The sequence below is a fragment of the Rhodococcus sp. S3 genome, assembly GCF_058211795.1.
In genome coordinates, this window is the sequence record NZ_CM177074.1 from 3,763,579 (window position 1) to 3,784,697 (window position 21,119).

The 21,119-nt window shown below is 70.2% G+C and carries 1 protein-coding gene; it reads right to left on the reverse strand.

Annotated features, from left to right (window positions below; all coding sequences use genetic code 11):
• Window positions 1–50: 50 nt before the first annotated feature.
• Window positions 51–20,999 (reverse strand): non-ribosomal peptide synthase/polyketide synthase, encoded by a 20,949-nt coding sequence (locus AC0LPE_RS17425; RefSeq protein ID WP_490604888.1) that lies wholly within the window; start codon window positions 20,997–20,999, stop codon window positions 51–53.
• Between the last annotated feature and the right edge of the window lie 120 nt (window positions 21,000–21,119).

The window sequence follows — 21,119 nt, forward strand, 5'->3', positions numbered from 1 at the left end:
CAGTCGAACGACAGCCGATCTTCCATTATCCCGAAGTGACCGACACAGGACTAATCCGCGTCTCTCACCGCATCGGCATCGACGCCTTCCGCGACGGCGATCACATCGCGCACCAACTGTGCGAGACCGTCGGCGCCGAGTTGGGGCAGCATCCCCGGTACGAGGCCGTTCAAAACCACCGACACGAGCGCTTCGGCGGTGAGCGCACCGCCGGTCGTGGTGGCCATGGTGTCCAGACGCTGGGCGAACTCGCCGAGTGTGACCTCGCGCTCACCGTGCCGGAAGGCGACGGTGTCCGGGGCCACGGCGGCCGCTGCCGCCACGAGCGCCGGCAGATCGGCGACGGTGCGCGCCTTCTTCGGCCGGGCCGCCCGCGTCCGCTCGGCATCCGTGCGGATGTCGATCGAACGGAGGACGACCTGCGGGTCGGCGCCGACGGCCTCGAGGATCCGGACGAAGCGATCGCCGAAGGTCTCGACCGTCGCGGCGTCGAACAGTGCCGTGGCGTAGGTGAAGGTCACATCGAGCGCGGTCAGTGCTCCCGACTCGGAGAACCGTTCGACCACCGTGCACTGCAGGTCGAACTTCGCCTGGTCGGCTCCTGTCTCGAGCGCGGTCACCTCGAGCCCCGGCAGGGCGAAGGTGCCGGTGTCGATGTTCTGGAAGGTGAGCATCGCCTGGAACAGCGGGGTGTACGCGCTGTTGCGTCGCACCCCGAGACGTTCGACGACCCGCTCGAACGGCACGTCGGCGTTGCCGAACGCCGCGAGGTCCTTCTCCTTGGCCTGCGCGAGCAACTCCGCGAAGGTCGCCGAGCCGGCCACCCGGGTTCGGAGCACCAGGGTGTTGACGAACATGCCGACGAGGTCGTCGAGCGCTTCCTCACCACGACCGGCGGTCGGTGTACCCACCGCGATGTCCTCGCTGCCCGACAGGCGGGCGAGCAGTACCGCGAAGGCGGCGTGCATCGTCATGAAGACCGTCGCGTTGTGCTCGCGGGCGGTCTTCTCGATCCGCTGCGCGAGTTCCTCACCGATCGTGAAGGTGAACGACTCACCGACGGTGGACTGTCGGGCGGGGCGCGGACGATCCGTGGGCAGGGCGAGAACCTCCGGGACACCGGAGAGTTCGTCGGCCCAGTAGTCGAGCTGACGCGACAGCTCGCTCCCGGGATCGTCCTCGGAGCCGAGAACGCTCTGCTGCCACAGCGTGTAGTCGGCGTACTGGACCTCGAGCGGTGCCCAGCCCGGGGTCTCCCCCGCCGCGTGCGCGAGATAGGCGGTCATCACGTCGCGCACGAGCGGACGCATCGAGTACCCGTCGGCGCTGATGTGGTGCGCGACGACCGCGAGGACGTGCTCGTCCGCGGCGAGACGCAACAGCGCGACCCGCACCGGCGGGACCGGCGCCGTCACGTCGAATCCGCTGCCGAGGATCTCGGTGAGACGCTCGACGAGTTCGTCGGCGGTCACGTCCACCGGGGCGAGTTCGGGCACGGCCTGCGCGACAGGCAGCACGACCTGCACCGGACCGTCACCGCTGTCCGGGTAGACGGTGCGCAGCACCTCGTGCCGTGCGAACAGGTCGGCGACCGCGGCGCGCAGGGCATCCACGTCGAGCGCACCGGTCAGGCGCACGGCGACGGGGATGTTGTAGACACCCGATTCGGGATCGACCCGGTTCAGGGTCCACATGCGCTGCTGGGCGAGCGACAGCGGCACCTGCTCGGGGCGCGGGACGGTCGTGAGCGCCGGACGGGCACCCTCGCCCACCGACGGCCGGATGCGGGCGGCGAGCGCCACCACCGTGGACGACTCGAACACCGTCCGGACGGGCACGCGGGTGTCGAGTGCGGCACCGAGCCGGGCGGCGAGCTGCGTCGCGAGCAGCGAGTTGCCGCCGAGTTCGAAGAAGTCGTCGTCGAGACCGGCCCGTTCGACACCGAGCAGTTCGGCGACGGTCGCAGCCACGATCTCCTCGACGGGATCGGTCGGGGCACGGAACTGCCCCGCGTCGAGTTCGGGGTCGGGCAGGGCCCGCCGGTCGAGCTTGCCGTTGGTGTTCAGCGGCAGCGCCTCGAGTTCGACGAAGGCCGACGGCACCATGTACGACGGCAGTCGCTCCGCGAGCGCCGTCCGTGTCGCAGCGGCGTCGAACGCCCGTGTCGCACCCGTGTCGAACGCCCGTGTCACACCGGAATCGAACGCGTCGGTGGCCGGCACGACGTAGGCGACCAGACGGTCGCCGAGGTGGGCAGTGTTGCGCACCAGGACGGCGACGTCCTTCACGTCCGGCAGCTCGCGCAGGACGGTCTCGACCTCGCCGAGTTCGATGCGGTAACCGCGCACCTTGACCTGGAAGTCGGCCCGGTCGAGGTATTCGAGGCGACCGGCACGGTTCCACCGGACGATGTCGCCCGTGCGGTACATGCGTCCGCGCCCGTACGGGTCGGCGACGAACCGGTCCGCGGTGAGGTCGGGACGGTCGTGGTAGCCCCGCGCGAGCTGGGCACCCGCGAGGTACAGCTCGCCGGAGACGCCCGGCGCCACCGGTCGCAGCCGGTCGTCGAGGACGTAGACGGCGGTGTTCCACTCGGGCACACCGATCGGGACGACGGTGCGGTCGGCGTCGTCGACCTCGTGGACGGTCACCGAGACCGCGGCCTCGGTGGGCCCGTAGAGGTTGTACAGCGTCGCGGTGTTGTCCGCGCGGAACTGCTGGGCCACCGCCGCGGGCAGCGCCTCACCGATCGCGAGGATCCGCCGCAGCGACGGCGCCACCGGACCGGCCGCGACCGTCATCAGCATCGACAGCATGGACGGAACGGTGTGCAGCGTGGTCACCTGCTCGTCGCGCAACAACGCGAGCAGGTGGTCGGGATCGCGGTGTCCGTCGGCGGTGGCGATCACCAGTCGGGCGCCGGAGGTGAGCGCCGACCAGAACTCCCACACCGACAGGTCGAACGTCGCGACGGTCTTGAGCAGCACCGCGTCGTCGGACCCGATGCCGAAATACTCACGCTTCCACAGCAACTGATTGACGATCGCGGCGTGGGAGACCGCGACGCCCTTGGGGCGTCCGGTCGAACCCGACGTGAAGATCACGTACGCCGTGTTGTCCGGCCGCAGCGGAGCCGACCGGTCGTCGTCGGTGATCGGATCGTCGGAGAGCCCGGCGAGGTCGAGGCCGTCGAGTTCGACGACCGGCGCCGTGCCGTGCTCGACCCGGTCACCGCTCGTCGTCACGATCGCGACGGGAGCGGCCGTGTCGAGGATGTAGGTGTTGCGCTCGGCGGGCTGGTCCGGGTCGACCGGCACGTAGGCCGCGCCGGTCTTCGCGATCGCGTACATGCCCACGAGCAACTCGGGTGAACGACGGATCGCGAGCGCGACCCGATCCTCCGGGCCCACACCGAGACCGAGCAGGTGCCGGGCGAGACGGTTGACCGACGAGTCGAACTCGCCGTAGGTCCACCGCCGGCCCTCGTACACGAGCGCGACGTCGTCGCGGTGTGCGGCGACCTGCTCGTCGAACAGACCGACGAGGGTCGCTCCGGTGTCGGTTCCGTGGGCGGTGTCGTTCCACGCGCCGAGCACCGCGTCGCGCTCCTGCGGGAGGAGCAACGCGTGATCACCGACGGGCAGGGCCGGCGACTCGACGAGCGCTTCGAGCAGCTGCTCGAAACGGGCCGCGACGGCTTCCGCGGTCTCGCGGTCGAACAGATCCGTCGCGTAGGTGAGGATCGCGTCGATGCCCTGCGGCGCGCCGTCGTCGCCGTAGCTGTCGGCGACGATCAGGTGCATGTCGAACTGGGCGGTGCCGCCCTCGAGGTCGACCGGTTCGATGTCGAGCCCGGGCAGGGCGAGTTCGGAGCGGCTCTGGTTCTGGAACGAGAAGCCGACCTGGAACAGCGGATGCCGGGCCGTCGAGCGGGCCGGGTTCAGGACCTCGACGAGACGCTCGAACGGCACGTCCGCATGCGCGAAGGCCTGCAGATCGGTTTCCCGTGCCGCGGACAGCAGTTCGTCGAAGGACGCACCACCGTTCACCTCGAGCCGGAGCACCAGCGTGTTGACGAACATGCCGATGATGTCCTCGGTGGCCTGCTCGGTACGACCCGCGATGGGGGTGCCCACCGCGATGTCCGTCGAGCCGGACAGGCGCGCGAGCAACGCCGCGAAGGCCGCGTGCACGGCCATGAACACCGTCGCGTTCCGGTTGCGTGCCAGGTCGCGCAGCTCCCGGTGCAGATCGGCACCGATGGTGAACTCCACGCGGTCGCCGCGGAAGCTCTGCTGCGCCGGCCGCGGACGGTCGAGCGGCAGGTCGAGCTGATCGGGCAGGTCGGCGAGCGCGATGCGCCAGTAGCCGAGCTGCTCGGCGGCGGTGGACTCCGGGTCGTCCTCGGAGCCGAGGACCTCCCGCTGCCACAGCGCGAAGTCGGCGTACTGCACCTCGAGCGGCGCCCACGCCGGATCGCTGTCCGCGGACCGGGCGGCGTAGGCCGTCATGACGTCGCGGACCAGCGGCACCATCGACGAGCCGTCGGCGCTGATGTGGTGGACGACGGTGACGAGGACGTGATCGTCGTCGGCGACGCGGAGCAGATGCATCCGCACCGGCACGTCGACGGTGACGTCGAAGCCGACCGCGGCGATCTCCCGCATCCGCGGTTCGAGATCGGCGGCGGCGACGTCCACCGGTTCGAGCTCGGGCCGGACCTGCGAGGCCGGCAGGATGCGCTGCACCGGACCGGATTCGGTCTCGGGGTAGACGGTGCGCAGGGACTCGTGCCGCGCGACGAGGTCGGCGACCGCGGCACGCAAGGCGTCGACGTCCAGTGCGCCCGTCATCCGCAACGCGAACGGGATGTTGTAGGCCGTCGAGTCGGGATCGAAGCGGTTGAGGAACCACATCCGCTGCTGTGCGGGAGACAGCGGGATCGACTCCGGCCGGGTCCGGGCCGTGAGCGCCACTCGTCCACCGCGACCGGACTCCTGCTCGACCCGCGTCGCGAGTTCCGCGACGGTGGACGCCTCGAACAACGCCCGCACCGGCACCTGCGCGTCGAGCGCGGCACCGAGCCGGGAAACCACCTGCGTCGCGATCAGCGAGTTGCCACCGAGCGCGAAGAAGTCGTCGTCGGCGCCGATGCGGTCGACACCGAGCACCTCGGCGAACACGCCCGCCACGATCTCCTCGATCGGGGTGCTCGGCGCGCGGAAACCACGCGTCTCGAACACCGGCTCGGGCAGCGCCCGACGGTCGAGCTTGCCGTTGACCGTCAGCGGAATCGCATCGATCACCACGAACGCCGAGGGCACCATGTACTCCGGCAGGACCACGGCGACACCGCTGCGCAGCGCTTCGGTGTCGATCGACATGCCGTCGTGCGGAACCACGTAGGCGACGATCCGGGCCGCTCCCGGGGTGTCCTCACGCACGATGACCGCGGCGTGGGCGACCTCGTCCTGCGCGAGCACCGCGGCCTCGACCTCACCGAGCTCGATGCGGAAACCGCGGATCTTCACCTGGTCATCGGCGCGTCCGAGATATTCGAGATCGCCCGAGACGACCCAGCGTGCGACGTCACCCGTCCGGTACAGCAGCGCACCGTCGGACGAGAACGGATCGGCGACGAAACGTGCCGCCGACAGCTCGGGACGACGCAGGTAACCACGCGCCAACTGGCCGCCGCCGACGTACATCTCACCGGCCACACCCACCGGTACCGGCTTGAGCCGCCGGTCGAGCACGTACACCCGCAGACCCGCGATCGGGACACCGACCACGCTCGCGGACGCACCCTGCGCCAGGTCGGCACCGATCTCCCGGTACGACACGTGCACGGTCGTCTCGGTGATGCCGTACATGTTCACCAACCGCGGTGCTGCGCCGATCCCCCGTCGCTGCGCTCGCCCCGCATCCCCGTGACGCTCGAACCACCCGGCCAGACGACGCGGCTCGAGCGCCTCACCACCGAAGATCACGTACCGGAGCGACAACTGTGCCTCGTCGGCCGCGACCCGATCGGCCTCGACCAATTGGTAGAACGCCGACGGAGTCTGATTGAGCACGGTGACCCGCTCACGGATCAGCAACTCGCGGAAGGCTTCCGGCGAACGCGACGTGAAGTAGTCGACCACCACCAGGGTCCCGCCGTAGAGCAGCGGACCCCACAGCTCCCACACCGAGAAGTCGAAGGCGTAGCTGTGGAACATCGTCCACACGTCCGACGAGTCGAAGCCGTACACCGATTCGGTGTTGACCATCAGCCGCACCACATTGCGGTGCGGGATCAGCACACCCTTCGGGCGTCCGGTCGATCCCGATGTGTAGATCACGTACGCGAGGTTCGTCGACGTCAGCGGGGCACGACGCTCCGCGTCGAGGATCGGCGCGTCGTCGACCTCCGACAGATCCAGACGGTCGATCTCGACAACCGGCACCGAAGCCGGGAACGCCACCTCGACGTCCGAGGTGGTCACGACCGCGACCGGCGTCGCGTCCGAGACCAGGAACTCGATCCGGTCGGTCGGCGAGTTCGGGTCGATCGGCAGGTAACCGGCACCGGCCTCGAGCACCGCGAGCAGCACCACGATCAGATCGAGCGAGCGCGGCATCGCGACCGCGACCAGATCCTCCGGTCCGGCACCGACATCGACGAGATGACGTGCCAGGCGGTGCACCCGCGCACCGAGTTCGCGGTAGGACAACTGCTCGTCGCCGAACCGCACTGCGACCGCGTCGCCGCGTTCGGCGACGCGCGCCTCGAACATGTCGACGAGTGTCGTGCCGGCCGGTGCGACGTCGTCACCCAGCGAGTTCCAGCGCGAGACGACCAGTTCGCGTTCGAAGTCGTCGACGATCTCGATGTCGCCGACCACCGCTGCCGGATCCTCGGCCACCCCGCGCAGGATGCGCAGCAGCTGCTCCGCGAACGCCGCGACCCGCAGGTCGTCGAACAGATCGGTCGCGTAGGTGACGGCGAAGTCCATACCGGCCGCCGAGCCGTCCTCGCCGACGGTCTCGGCGAAGGTGAACTGCAGGTCGAACTTGGCGGTGGGCGCCTCGTAGTCGACCGCCGCGGCGGTGACGCCGTCGAGGTCGAATTCGACCCGGCCGGTGTTCTGGAAGGTCAGGGCCACCTGGAACAGCGGGTGGCGCGCCTGCGAACGCTGCGGGTCGAGGATCTCCACGAGCCGCTCGAACGGGACGTCGGCGTTCGCGAAGGCGTCGAGGTCGGTGTCGCGCACCTCGGCGAGGAGGTCCTGGAACCGGATGTCGTTGCGCACACCGATACGCAGCACGAGCGTGTTGACGAACATGCCGATGAGGTCGTCGAGGGCGGCCGCGCCGCGGCCCGCGATCGGCGTGCCGATCGCGATGTCCTCGCTGTCGGACAGTCGCGACAGCAGCACCGCCAGCGCCGCGTGCACAACCATGAACAGGGACGTGTTCCGCTCCCGGGCAAGGCTTTCCAAAGCCGAGTGCAGCTCGGGTTCGATGCGGAACCGGCTGGTGCGTCCGGTGTTCGACGCGACCTCGGGGCGAGCACGATCCGACGGCAGGTCGAGCTGGTCGGGAAGGTCCGCCAGCTGCGCGGTCCAGTACTCCACCTGACGCGACAGCACCGAACGCGGATCGTCCTCGGAGCCGAGGACGTCGCGCTGCCACAACGCGTAGTCCGCGTACTGCACCTCGAGCGGCGCCCAGCTCGGGGTCTCACCGCGCGAACGGTTCGCGTAGGCGACCATGATGTCGCGCGCGAGCGGCCGCAGCGAGAAGCCGTCGGACGCGATGTGGTGGACCACGAGGAACAACACGTGCTCGCGCGCGCCGAGCGAGAACAATACGACTCGCAGCGGCACCTCGCTCGTGACGTCGAAGCCGGCCGAGGTGAGCTGCTCCGCGCGCTCGAACAGGGTGCTCTCGTCGACCCGTTCGACGGACAGCTCCACCTCGTAGGGCGGCTGCACCGACTGGTGGCCCACGCCGTCGATGTCCGGGTAGACCGTCCGCAGCGACTCGTGCCGCTCGACGACGTCGCCGAGCGCGGTGCGCAGCGCCCCGACGTCGAGGTCGCCGGTGAGGCGGACACCGACGGGGATGTTGTTCGCCGCGGAGGCCGGGTCGAAGCGGTTGAGGAACCACATGCGCTGCTGTGCGGGCGACAGCGGGATCCGTTCCGGACGCTCGCGCCGTTCGAGGGCGGGCCGCGAACCGGCTCCCCCGAACTGTTCGACGCGGACCGCGAGGGTCTCGACGGTGGGGGCGTCGAACAGGGCACGGACGGGGACGGTCGTGTCGAGGGCGTCGCCGAGACGGGCGACCACCTGCGTCGCGACGAGCGAGTTGCCGCCGAGCGCGAAGAAGTCGTCGGTGCGGCCGACGCGCGGGACACCGAGCACCTGCGCGAAGACACCCGCGACGATCTCCTCGACCGGCGTGCGCGGCGGCATGAACTCCTGCACCTCGAAGGTCGGTGCGGGCAGCGCGCGACGGTCGACCTTGCCGCTCGTGTTGAGCGGCAGCGAGTCGAGCGCGACGATCGCGGCGGGCACCATGTACGACGGCAGTCGCGAGAGCAGCGCGGTCTTGACGTCCGCCGGGTCGATGTCGGCGCCGGCGATCGGCACGACGTACGAGACGAGCTGCGGTCCTGATCGGGGATCCTCACGCACCACCGTCACGGCACGACCGATCGCGGGCTGCGCGGTGAGCGCGGTGTCGATCTCGCCGAGTTCGATCCGCAGACCGCGCAGCTTGACCTGCTGGTCGGTGCGGCCGATGTAGTCGAGTTCGAGACGGTCGCCGCCGGCGGTGCGCACCCATCGCACGAGGTCGCCGGTGCGATACAGGCGGCCACCGGAGGTGGAGAACGGATCGGCGACGAAGCGTTCCGCGGTCAGGTCCGGCCGACCGTGGTAGGCGCGGGCGAGCTGCGCACCGGACAGGTACAGCTCTCCGGCGACTCCCACCGGGACGGGCCGCAGGCGCGCGTCGAGGACGCGAGCGGCGGTGTTCCACACCGGCGAGCCGATCGGCACCGCGGGGTGGTCGTCGGGTTCGGCGGTGCGGTGCAGCGTCTGGATGGTGGTCTCGGTGGGACCGTAGAGGTTGTGCACCGGTGCTGCGCCGAGCTTGCGGAAGCGGGCGGCGCTCTCCCCGGAGAGGCTCTCGCCGCCGCAGAAGACGTGGGTGAGCGAGGCCGCGGCCTCCTCCCCCAGGTGCTCGAGCACCGCGTCGAAGACGGTCGGGACGAACTGGACGACGGTGATGCCGGCCCGGGCGATCTCGGCGGCCATTCCGGCGGGTTCGCGGTGCAGGCCCGGCGATGCGACGACCGTGCGTGCGCCGGCGTGCAGCGGCAGGAAGAGTTCCCAGACCGATGCGTCGAAGGTGACCGGGGTCTTGAGGAGCACCCGGTCGTCGGCTGAGAGGGCGAATTCGTCCTGCATCCACGACAACTGGTTGACCACCGCGCCGTGCGGCACGGCGACGCCCTTGGGGCGGCCGGTGGAACCGGAGGTGTAGAGGACGTAGGCGAGGTGCTCGGCTCGCAGCGGACGGGTCCGCTCGTCGTCGCGGACGGGCGAGCCGTCGCGGCCGGAGAGGTCGACGGCGTCGATCTCGACGGTCGGGATGTCCCCGAAACCGGTCCGGTCCCGGAGCTCGTCCCAGGATGCGACCAGAACCAGTGAGGGAGCGGAGGATTCGAGGACGTACGCGATGCGGTCGGCGGGCTGATCGAGGTCGAGCGGCACGTAGGCGCCGCCGGCGGCGATCACGGCGTGGACGGCGACGAGCATGTCGACGGACCGGCCGATCGCCACGCCCACCCGGGTCTCCGGGCCGACGCCCAGCTCGACGAGGTGGCGTGCGAACGCGTTGACCCGTTCCCCGAACTCGCGGTAGGTCAGCGGCGTTCCGACCGCGTCGGTGCCGGGCACGACGGCGAGGGCGTCGGGCGTGCGGGCGACCTGCGCGTCGAGCAGGGCGGGCAGGGTCGCGGTCGTGCCGAGCTCGGTGCGGGCACCGTGCGCGGCGGCGTCGACGGCGTCGCGTTCGCCGGCGGTGAGCAGCGGCAGCTCGTCGATCCCGGTGGCGGGAGTCGCCGTCGCGGCGGCGAGCAGACGGACGAACCGCTCACCGAGGACGTCGATCGTCTCGGCGTCGAACAGATCGGTCGCGTAGGAGAGTTCGACGACCCAGCCGTCGGACGATGCGCCCTCGGTGTCGGCATCGAGAACCGTCACCACGAGGTCGAACTTGGACAGTCCGTTGTCGAGGGGCACGTTCGTGACCGACAGTTCCGGCAGCTGCAGCGACACCTGTCCGAGATTCTGGAAGGCCAGCATCACTTGGAACAGAGGGTTGTGCGCCTGGGTGCGGACCGGGGCGAGGACGTCGACGAGACGCTCGAACGGGATCTCGGCGTGGGCGAACGCGCCGAGGTCGACCTCGCGGACGTGGGCCAGCAACTCGTCGAAGGTGGCGGTGACGTCCACCCGGGTCCGCAGGACGAGGGTGTTGACGAACATGCCGATCAGGTCGTCGAGGGAGCGTTCGCCGCGACCGGCGATCGGCGTGCCGATCGCGATGTCGTCGGAGGCGCTCAGGCGCGCGAGCAGCGTCGCGAGCACCGCGTGCACGACCATGAACTCGGTCGTGCGCCGCTGCTGCGCGAGACGTTCCACCGCGGCGCGCAGTTCGGGGTCGATCGTCAGCCGGGTGACGGCACCGCGGTACGACGCGACCGCCGGACGCGGCCGGTCCGTGGGCAGGCCGAGGCTCTCCGGCAGGTCGGCGAGGGTGTCGGTCCAGTAGTCGATCTGGCGGGCCAGCACCGACTCCGGATCGTCCTCCGCGCCGAGCACCTCGCGCTGCCAGAGGGTGAAGTCGGCGTACTGGATTTCCAGCGGGGTCCAGGCCGGAACCTCGCCCTGCGACCGGGCCGCGTAGGCGATCATGATGTCGCGGGTCAGCGGCACCATCGAGAAACCGTCGGCGGCGATGTGGTGCAGGACCGCGACCAGCACGTGCGAGTCGGGTCCGGTCTCGAACAACCGCACCACCATCGGCACGTCGCGCACGACGTCGAAGGTGGTCGCCGCGAGTGCCCGCAGTTCGGCGGGCAGACGGTCGGCGTCGATGCGGGTGACGGTCAGCTCGACCGGCACCTCCGAGACCGGGAGCACCTTCTGGTAGCCGTAGCCGTCGACGTCGGGGTAGACGGTGCGGAGCGATTCGTGCCGTGCGACGACGTCGCGCAGCGCGGTCCCGAGCGCGGAGACGTCGAGCGCACCGGACAGGTGCACGGCCACAGGGATGTTGTTGACCGCGGACTCCGGGTCGAAGCGGTTGAGGAACCACATGCGCTGCTGCGCGAGCGACAGCGGAACCCGTTCGGGGCGGCGCCCGGCGACGAGCGGTGTGCGGGCCGCACCCGACGAGTCGGCCTCGACGGCCGCGGCGAGCGCCTCGACGGTGGACGCCTCGAAGATCGCGCGCAATGCCACTCGGCCACCGAGGGATTCGCCGATACGGGAGACGGCCTGTGTTGCGATCAGCGAGTTGCCGCCGAGCGCGAAGAAATCGTCGTCGAGACCGACGCGGTCGAGTCCGAGGACGTCGGCGAAGACCGACGCGACGATCTGTTCGACCGGGGTCGTCGGGGCGCGGAACTCCTCGACCTCGAAGACCGGGGCCGGCAGGGCCTTGCGGTCGAGCTTGCCCGACGATCCGAGCGGGAACTCGTCGAGCACGACGTAGACCGACGGCACCATGTAGGCCGGCAGCGAGCCGGCGAGACGACGCGAGACGGCGGTGGTGTCGAGCGAGCGGCCGTCGGTGGCGACGAGATAGGCGACGAGGTGTTCACCGGAGTGGGCGTCCGAGCGCACGAGCACGACGGCCTGGTCGACGTCGTCGAGCGCGAGCAGGGCAGTCTCGATTTCGCCGAGTTCGATGCGCAGGCCGCGCAGCTTGACCTGGAAGTCGGTGCGGCCGATGTATTCGAGTTCGGCACGTGCCGTGCGTGCGTCGGAGGCCTCCCGGGCGACCCACCGCACGAGATCGCCCGTGCGGTAGAGCCTCTCCCCCGCCCCGTACGGCGAGGCGACGAAGCGTTCCGCCGTCAGGTCCGACCGCGCGACGTAACCGCGCGCCAGCTGGACACCCGACAGGTAGAGCTCACCCGCGACACCGACCGGCACCGGATGCAGTCGGCCGTCGAGGACGTGGACGCCGGTGTTCCAGACCGGGACGCCGATGGGCACCGACACCGAGTCGGCGGCGGTGACCTCGTGGTAGGTCACGTCGACGGCCGCCTCGGTGGGGCCGTACAGGTTGTGCAGGCGAGCGCCCGGCAGGATCGACCGCAGGCGTGCGGCGACCGAGGCGGGCAGTGCCTCGCCCGAGGCGAAGACCATCCGCAACGACGAGGCCGAGGCCGCGGCGTTCTCGGCGACGAAGACCGCGAGCATGGACGGCACGAAGTGCGCGACCGTGACACCGCGGTCGGCCATGACCCGGGCGAGATAGGCCGGGTCCCGATGACCGTCGGGCAGCGCGATCTCGAGGCGCGCACCGATCTGCAGGGGCCAGAAGAACTCCCACACCGACACGTCGAAGGTGAACGGCGTCTTCTGCAGCACCACGTCGTCGCGGCCGAGGCCGTACTCGTCCTGCATCCACAGCAGGCGGTTGACGATCGCGCCGTGCGGCACCGCGACACCCTTGGGGCGTCCCGTGGAGCCGGACGTGAAGATGACATACGCGGTGTTCGTCGGCGTGAGCGTGGCGATGCGGTCGGCGTCGGTGATCGGGCCGGACGGCAGGTCCGACACATCGAGCGTGTCGATCTCGATCGTGCGCACGGCCGCGGTCGACTCGAAGGCGTCGCGGGTGGTGGTCAGCACCGCGACCGGCGCCGCCGTGTCGAGGATGTACGCGTTGCGGTCGGCGGGCTGGTCGGGGTCGAGCGGCACGTAGGCACCGCCGGCCTTGACGATCGCGTACATGCCGACGAGGAGGTCGAGGGATCGCCGTACCGCGAGTCCGACGGTCGACTCCGGTCCGACACCCTGCGAGATCAGATGGCGGGCAAGGCGGTTCACCCGCGCGTCGAAGTCCGCGTAGGTCAGCTGCTCGCCCTCGAAGGCCACGGCCACGGCGTCGGGATCCGTCGCGACCCGGGCGTCGAACAGGTCGACGAGAGTGGCCGGTTCCAGCTCGTGCGCGGTGTCGTTCCACGATTCGAGGACCGCGAGACGCTCGCCGGCGTCGAGCAGGTCGATGTCGCCGACGACGACCTCCGGCTCGCGCACCACGGCCTCGAGGATGCGGACGAAGCGATCGGCGAATCCGCGCACCGTCGAGTGATCGAACAGGTCGGTCGCATAGGTGAACGCCGCTCCGAGACCGTTCGGCGTGCCGTCCTCGGCGAAGTCCTCGGTGAGGGTGAGCTGCAGATCGAACCTGGCGACCGCCGTGTCGATGTCGAGCACGTCGAGGGTCAGGCCACGCAGTTCGACGTGCGCGGCGCGCAGGTTCTCGAACGAGAGCATCACCTGGAACAGCGGGTGCCGGGCGGTGGAGCGCGCCGGGTTGAGCACCTCGACGAGCCGCTCGAACGGCACGTCGGCGTGACCGAAGGCGCCGAGCGCCGCGTCGCGCGCCCGGGCGAGATGCGTGGTGAAGGGCGTACCCGAATCGACATCGGTGCGCAGCACGAGGGTGTTGACGAACATGCCGATCAGGTCGTCGAGCGCCTGCTCGCCGCGACCCGCGACCGGGGTACCGATCGCGATGTCGTCCTGACCGGACATCCGCGCGAGCAACACGCTCAGGGCTGCGTGCACCACCATGAACAGCGACGCGTTGCGGGTGCGCGCCAGGGCCACGAGCTCGCGGTGCAGTTCCGGATCGATCGAGAAGTCCACGGTCGCACCGGAGTACGACTGCACGGCCGGGCGCGGACGATCGGCGGGCAGATCGAGCTGGTCGGGCACACCGGCGAGGGTGCGACGCCAGTAGTCGAGTTGCCGGGAGATCAGCGACTGCGGGTCGTCCTCGGCTCCGAGTACCTGCCGCTGCCACAGCGTGTAGTCGGCGTACTGCACCGGCAGGGGCGCCCACGAGGGCTCCTCCCATTCGGTGCGGGCGGTGTAGGCGACCATGATGTCGCGCGCCATCGGACCGGTGGACCAGCCGTCGGCCGAGATGTGGTGCACGACGAGCGCGAGTACGTGCTCCTGGTCGTCGAGTTCGAACAGCTCGGCGCGGATCGGCACGTCCGACGTCACGTCCAGGCCGGTGAAGACCAGGCGCCGGACGGAGGCGGGCAGCTCGTCGGGGGTGATCCGGGTCGGGGTCAGATCCGGCACGACCTCCGCCGCGGCACGGACGACCTGGTGCGGTCCGTTCGGCGAGTCGGGGAAGACGGTGCGCAGCGACTCGTGCCGATCGATGACGTCCATGATCGACACCTGCAGTGCGGCGACGTCCAGTTCGCCGGTCAGGCGCAGTGCCATCGGGAGGTTGTAGGTGGACGACCGCGGATCGAAGCGGTTGAGGAACCACATGCGCTGCTGTGCGAGCGACAGCGGAACACGTTCGGGCCGCGGCATCTTCGTCAGAGCGATGCGCGCTCCGCGACCTGCCTCCTGCTCGACGCGCACCGCCAGGGCCGCCACCGAGCTGGATTCGAACAGCGCCCGCACCGGCACCTGCGCGTCGAGGGCGACACCGAGCCGGGAGACGACCTGCGTGGCGAGCAGCGAGTTGCCGCCGAGCTCGAAGAAGTCGTCGTCGAGACCCACGCCCTGGACGCCGAGCACCTCGGCGAAGACGTTCGCGACCGTTTCCTCGATGGGTGTGGTCGGGGCACGGAACTCGCGGTAGCTGATGCCGAGATCGGGTTCGGGCAGGGCACGGCGGTCGAGCTTGCCGACCGGATTGAGCGGCACCTCGTCGAGCACGATGATCTGCGAGGGCACCATGTACGACGGCAGGGAGCGGCCGACGTGATCGGCGAGTTCGGCAGGATCGATCTGCTCGTCCCCGTGCACGTACGCGACGAGCGCGGTCTGGCCCGACGGCATCTCGTGGCCGACGGTGGTCGAGAAGGCGACCAGGGGGTGGGTCAGCAGCGCGGCGTCGATCTCGCCGAGTTCGATGCGGTAGCCGCGGACCTTGACCTGGAAGTCGGCGCGGCCGGCGAACTCGATGCGGCCCTGCCCGTCCCAGCGCACGATGTCGCCGGTGCGGTACATGCGGGTTCCGTTCGCGCCGAATGGGTTCGCCACGAATCGGTCGCCGGTGAGCGCCGGACGGCGGTGGTAGCCCCGGGCGAGCACGTCGCCCGCGAGATAGAGCTCACCCGCGACACCGGCGGGGACGGGACGGAGCCGGCTGTCGAGGACCAGGGCGTGCACGCCGGCCACGGGCCGTCCGATGGTGATCGGACCGGACGGTTCGAGGAGGGCGCGCGTCGAGACGATCGTGGTCTCGGTCGGTCCGTAGGCGTTGTAGAAGCGACGGCCGGGCGCCCAGCGGGAGACGAGATCGGCTGTGGACACGTCGCCACCGACGTTCACGACGCGCAGGGCGTCGAGCCCGCTCGGGTCGACGGAACCGAGCACCGCCGGGGTGATGACGGTGTGGGTGACGCCGGTGCGTTCGATGAGCGCGCGCAGTTCGGCGCCGCCGTAGATCGACGGCGGTGTCACGACGAGTTCGGCGCCGGTGGACCCGGCGAGCGTCCAGTCGAGGACCGTCGGGTCGAAGCTCGGCGAGCAGATGTGCAGGAGCTTCGATTCCTCTGTCACGCCGTACAGTTCGACGGTCTCGCGGACGAGACCGGCGAGGCCGCGGTGGGTGACGGCGACGCCCTTGGGCTTGCCCGTCGAACCGGAGGTGTAGATGACGTAGGCGGTGTGGTCGAGGCGCAGCGGCGCAGCGCGGTCGGCGTCGGTGAGCGGGCCGTCCGGGCACGACGCGCACGCGTCGACGAACTCGGGGTCGTCGAGCCGGATCCACTCGGTGGCCGACGGCAGACCGGTGGCGTGCTCCCCCGTCGTCAGGCCGAAGACGGCCGACGAGTCGTCGAGCATGTGGGTGACGCGTTCGGCCGGGTATTCCGGGTCGACGGGCGTGTAGGCGGCGCCGGTCTTGGCGACCGACCACACAGCGAGCACCATCTCCCACGACCGCGGGAAGGCCAGCGCGACGATGCCGTCGGGCCGGGCACCGCGCTCGACGAGCCGCCGGGCGATGCGGTTCGACCAGGTGTCGAGTTCGCGGTAGGTCAGGACGGTGTCGCGGTCGCGGACCGCGACACGGTCGGGATGCTCGACGGCGCCGGCGGTGAGCAGCTCCACCAGGGTGCGGGCCTCGGCGGGCTCGGGTCCCGTCGCCGTGAGCAGGCGTTCGGCCTCTCCGGGAGAGAGGATCGCCAGGTCGCCCACGCAGGTCGACGCATCGGCGACGATCCCCGCGAGGATCCGCGCGAAGCGTTCGGCGAAGACGGCGACCGTCGCCGCGTCGAACAGGTCGGTGGCGTACTCGAACAGGGCGTCGAGGCCGGCGGGTTCGCCGTCGTCGCCGGTCTTCTCGGTCACCCACAGCTGGATGTCGAACTTCGAGATCGGCACGTCCAGTTCGGCGCCGACGGCGTGGACTCCCGCGAACGAGACGTCGCGCGCGGTTCCCGGTTCGAGGGACAGCGCGGCCTGGAACAGCGGGTGACGCGCGGTCGAGCGGGGCGGATTGAGCACCTCGACGAGACGCTCGAAGGGAACGTCGGCGTTCGAGAACGCCGTCAGGTCGGTCTCCCGGACACCGGCGAGGTAGTCCTCGAACGACATGCCGGGATCGATCCGGGTACGCAGGACGAGGGTGTTGACGAACATGCCGATCAGGTCGTCGAGGTCCTTCTCCCCGCGACCTGCCACGGCGGTACCGATGGCGATGTCGTCGGATCCGCTGAGGCGGGACAGCAGGGCGGCGTAGGCCGCGTGGACGACCATGAACAGCGACGCGTGCTGCTTGCGGGCGAGGTCGACGAGACCGCGGTGGGTCTCGGCGTCGATCTCGAAGCGGTGCTTGTCGCCGTTGTAGGAGGAGACGGCGGGACGGGTCCGGTCGGTGGGCAGGTCGAGCTGGTCGGGCAGACCGTCGAGCTCGTTCACCCAGTAGTCGAGCTGCTGCGCTGCAACGGAATTCGGGTCGGCTTCGTCACCGAGAGCCTCGCGCTGCCAGACGGCGTAGTCGGCGTACTGGACGGGAAGCGGCGTCCAGCTCGGCTTGTTCCCCTCGGCGCGGGCGCTGTAGGCCGTGACCACGTCGCGGGCGAACGGGCCGAACGAGGAGCCGTCGGCGGCGATGTGGTGCAGCACCATCGCCAGGACGTAGTCGTCGGGGGCGAGCCGGTACAGCGCGACCCGGAAGGGGACGTCGCGGACGACGTCGAAACCGCGGCTCGCGAGGTCGACGACGGCCGCGTGGAGGTCCTGCTCGCCGACGTCGATCGGCTCCAGCGGGACGACGACCTGCTCGACCGGCAGGATCATCTGCTGCGGTTCGCCGTCCACCTCGGGGTAGACGGTCCGCAGGCTCTCGTGCCGCGCCACCACGTCGGCGAAGGCGTCGGACACCGCTGCGGGATCGACGGCGCCGGTGAGCCGCACCGTGAACGGAAGGTTGTAGGCGGCGGTGCTGACGTCGAAGCGGTTGAGGAACCAGATCCGTTGCTGCGCAGTCGACAACGGCAGCACGTCCGGTCGCGGCCGGGCGACGAGCGGGGACCGCGCGCCGGTACCGATCTGCTTGGCGAGCCGCGTCGCGAGACCCACGACGGTGGACGCCTCGAACAGCACACGCACGGGCACCTGGGTGTCGAGCGCGGCTCCGATGCGGGAGACCACCTGGGTGGCGACGAGGGAGTTGCCGCCGAGTTCGAAGAAGTCGTCGTCGAGACCCACACGTTCGACACCGAGGACCTCACCGAACGCTTCGGCGACGGCACGCTCGGCGGGGGTGCGCGGCTCACGGAAGATGCGGGTGCTGCTGAAGACCGGCTCCGGCAACGCCTTCCGGTCGAGCTTGCCGCTCGTGTTGAGCGGCAGCGCGTCGAGCACCATGAGCGACGCCGGAACCATGTACGACGGCAGCGACCGGCCGGCGTGGTCGGCGAGATCGGAGGTGTCGATCGTGCGGCCGGGAGCCGCGACGACGTACCCCACGAGCTGGTCGCCGGTGGGGGTCGCCACCACGAGCACCACGGCCTGCGAGACGGCGGGGTGCGCGAGCAGCACCGCTTCGATCTCGCCGAGCTCGATGCGCTGGCCGCGGAACTTGACCTGGAAGTCGGTGCGGCCGATGTACTCGAGCAGACCCGTGCCGTCGGCGGCGGTCTCCCAGCGCACCAGGTCGCCGGTGCGGTACATCCGTTCGCCGGGCGCCCCGAAGGGGTCGGCGAGGAAACGGTCGGAGGTCAGGTCGGGACGGTCGAGATATCCGCGCGCGAGCTGGACACCGGCGAGGTAGAGCTCGCCGGGGCGGCCCACCGGCACCGGACGCAGCCGCCGGTCGAGGACGTATGCGCGGCTGTTCCACTGCGGAACGCCGATCGGGACGCTGTGCACGTCGCCGGGAGCGGCCCGGTGGTAGGTGATGGAGACCGCGGCTTCGGTGGGTCCGTACAGGTTGTGGAGTCCGGCCGAGCACATGCGCGCGAAGTCCGCGGCGGTCTCCGACGGCAGGGCCTCACCGATGACGAAGACGTGCCGCAGCGAATCACACGTTCCGGCAGGCGCATTCGCGACGAAGACCGTGAGCATCGACGGCACGAAGTCGGTGATCGTGACACCGTGCTCGGCGATCCTGTTCGCGACGTAGACCGGGTCGCGGTGCCCGTCGGGCGTCGCGATCACGAGGGTCGCGCCGACACGCAGGGGCATGAAGAAGCCCCACAGCGACACGTCGAAGGTCGTCGCGGTCTTCTGCAGGTACACGTCGGAGGACGTCAGACCGTACTGGTCGTTCATCCACTGGATCTGGTTGTCGATCGCCACGTGGCTCACGGCCACGCCCTTCGGCCGGCCCGTCGAACCGGAGGTGAAGATGACGTAGGCGGTCGTGTCCGGAAGGATCGGTCCGCGTCGTTCGGCGTCGGTGAGCGGCGCCGTGTCGAACCGCGAGTGGTCGAAGGTGTCGACCTCGATCGTGGGGATGCCCTCGGGCAGCGTCACGTCGTCGCGCGCCGTGGTGAGCACCGCCGCGGGGTGGGCGGTCTCGAGGATGTACGCGGTGCGATCGGCCGGGTGGTCGGGGTCGATCGGCACCCAAGCGCCACCCGCCTCGACGATCGCGTACATGCCGACGACGAGCTCGAGCGAGCGTCGGATGGACAGTCCGACGAGGGACTCGGGGCCGACCCCGAGATCGACCAGTGCCCGGGCGAGGCTGTTCACGCGCGCGGCGAATTCGGCGTAGGTCAGCGATTCGCCCTCGAAGACCAGCGCGGTCGCGTCGGGAGAGGTCGCGACCCGGTCGTGGAACTCCGCGAGCAGGTCGCGGCGCTGCACGGGATGGTCGGTGCGGTTCCAGTCGCGGACGACCCGGTCGAGTTCGGTGCCGCCGGCGAGCGGGATGTCCCAGACGGGCCGGTCGGAGGCCGAACCGACGAAACGGTCGAAGAACTCGACGAACCGCGCGTGGTCGGAGGCGGCCCGGTCGGGTCCGTAGAGATTCGGGTTCGACTCGAAGTCGATGTGGGTGTTGTCGCCGCTGGTGTAGACGTTGACGCCGAGGTCCTCGATCAGACCGGTCGACAGGATGTTGATCCGTCCCACCATGTCGCCGAGGCGGACCTCGTTGTCGAACAGCATGATGTTGACCCACGGCCCGAAGAAGGTGGACTGTGCTCCACCCGCGGAGCTCGCATCGCGGTCGCGGACGATGTCCTCGTGCCGGTAGCGCTGGTGACGCAGCGCGCCCGAGACGGCGGCACCGGACGCCGCGATGAGGTCGTGGACGGTGGTCTCGTCGGTCACGCTCAACCGGAGCGGGACGACGTTCGAGACCATGCTGCCGGAGCGGCGCAACAGGGCGGTGGTGCGGGCGGCGACGGGCAGGCTCAGGACGACATCGGTCTGCCCGGTCATCTGGGCGACGTAGGCCGCGAACGCCGCGATGACGGCGGTCGCGAGGCTCGTGTTCTCCTGCTCGGACAGCTGCTCGACGCGGCGTTCGGTCTCGTCCGACAGCGCCGCGCTGTCGATGCGGCTGACCGGCGCGGGCGCCGCGGTTCGGCCGGCGAGGCTCGTGGGCTCCTCGATGCCCTCGATCTGCTGCGCCCAGTACTCGCGGTCGTCGGCGAACCGCTTCGATCCGCGGTACTCCATCTCGACGTCGTAAACCTTGCGCAGATCGGACGCGAGGCTCGGGGACGGTTCGACGCCGTCGACCGACGCCGTGTAGAGCTCGGCGATGCGGGTCATGAAGGTCGCGGCGGCGAAACCGTCGAGCGCGAGATGGTGGACGCGGTTGTACCAGAAGTAACGACGGTCACCGATGCGCAGGACCGTCGCGGAGATCAGCCGGTCGCGGAGGACGTCGACGGGGCGGCTGCGGTCGTCGCGCATCCAGTCGAGCGCGGCCCGACGGGGGTCGGGCTCGCCCCGAAGATCCTCGTAGCCGACGGAGTCGTCGAGCGTGAGGTCGACGAGCTGGTAGGGCTGGGCGTCGACCTCGATGAACCGGAGGAAACCCGATCCCATCTCGCGGGCGGCGCGGACGCTCGCGGCGTGCAGCAGGTCGAGGTCGAGGTCGCCCTCGAGTTCGACGTACTGAGCGATGTTGGCGGGCACCGTCGGGTCGACGTGCTGGGCGAACCACATGCCCAGCTGTGCCGGCGAGAGCGGAAAGGCCCCGGGCGGCACGACGCCCTGCGAGTTCCCCGCGTCCGATCCGCCGTTACCCAGCGAGTCCAATCCCCAACCTTTCTCTCACCGTCGCGCAATCCCCCATCGGCGGTGGCTTGCGCAGCGCACAACCCTCTCGGTTTATCTGCTGAGCAGGTGAGGATCGTTACGGCGTGGTCGGGCGGTAGG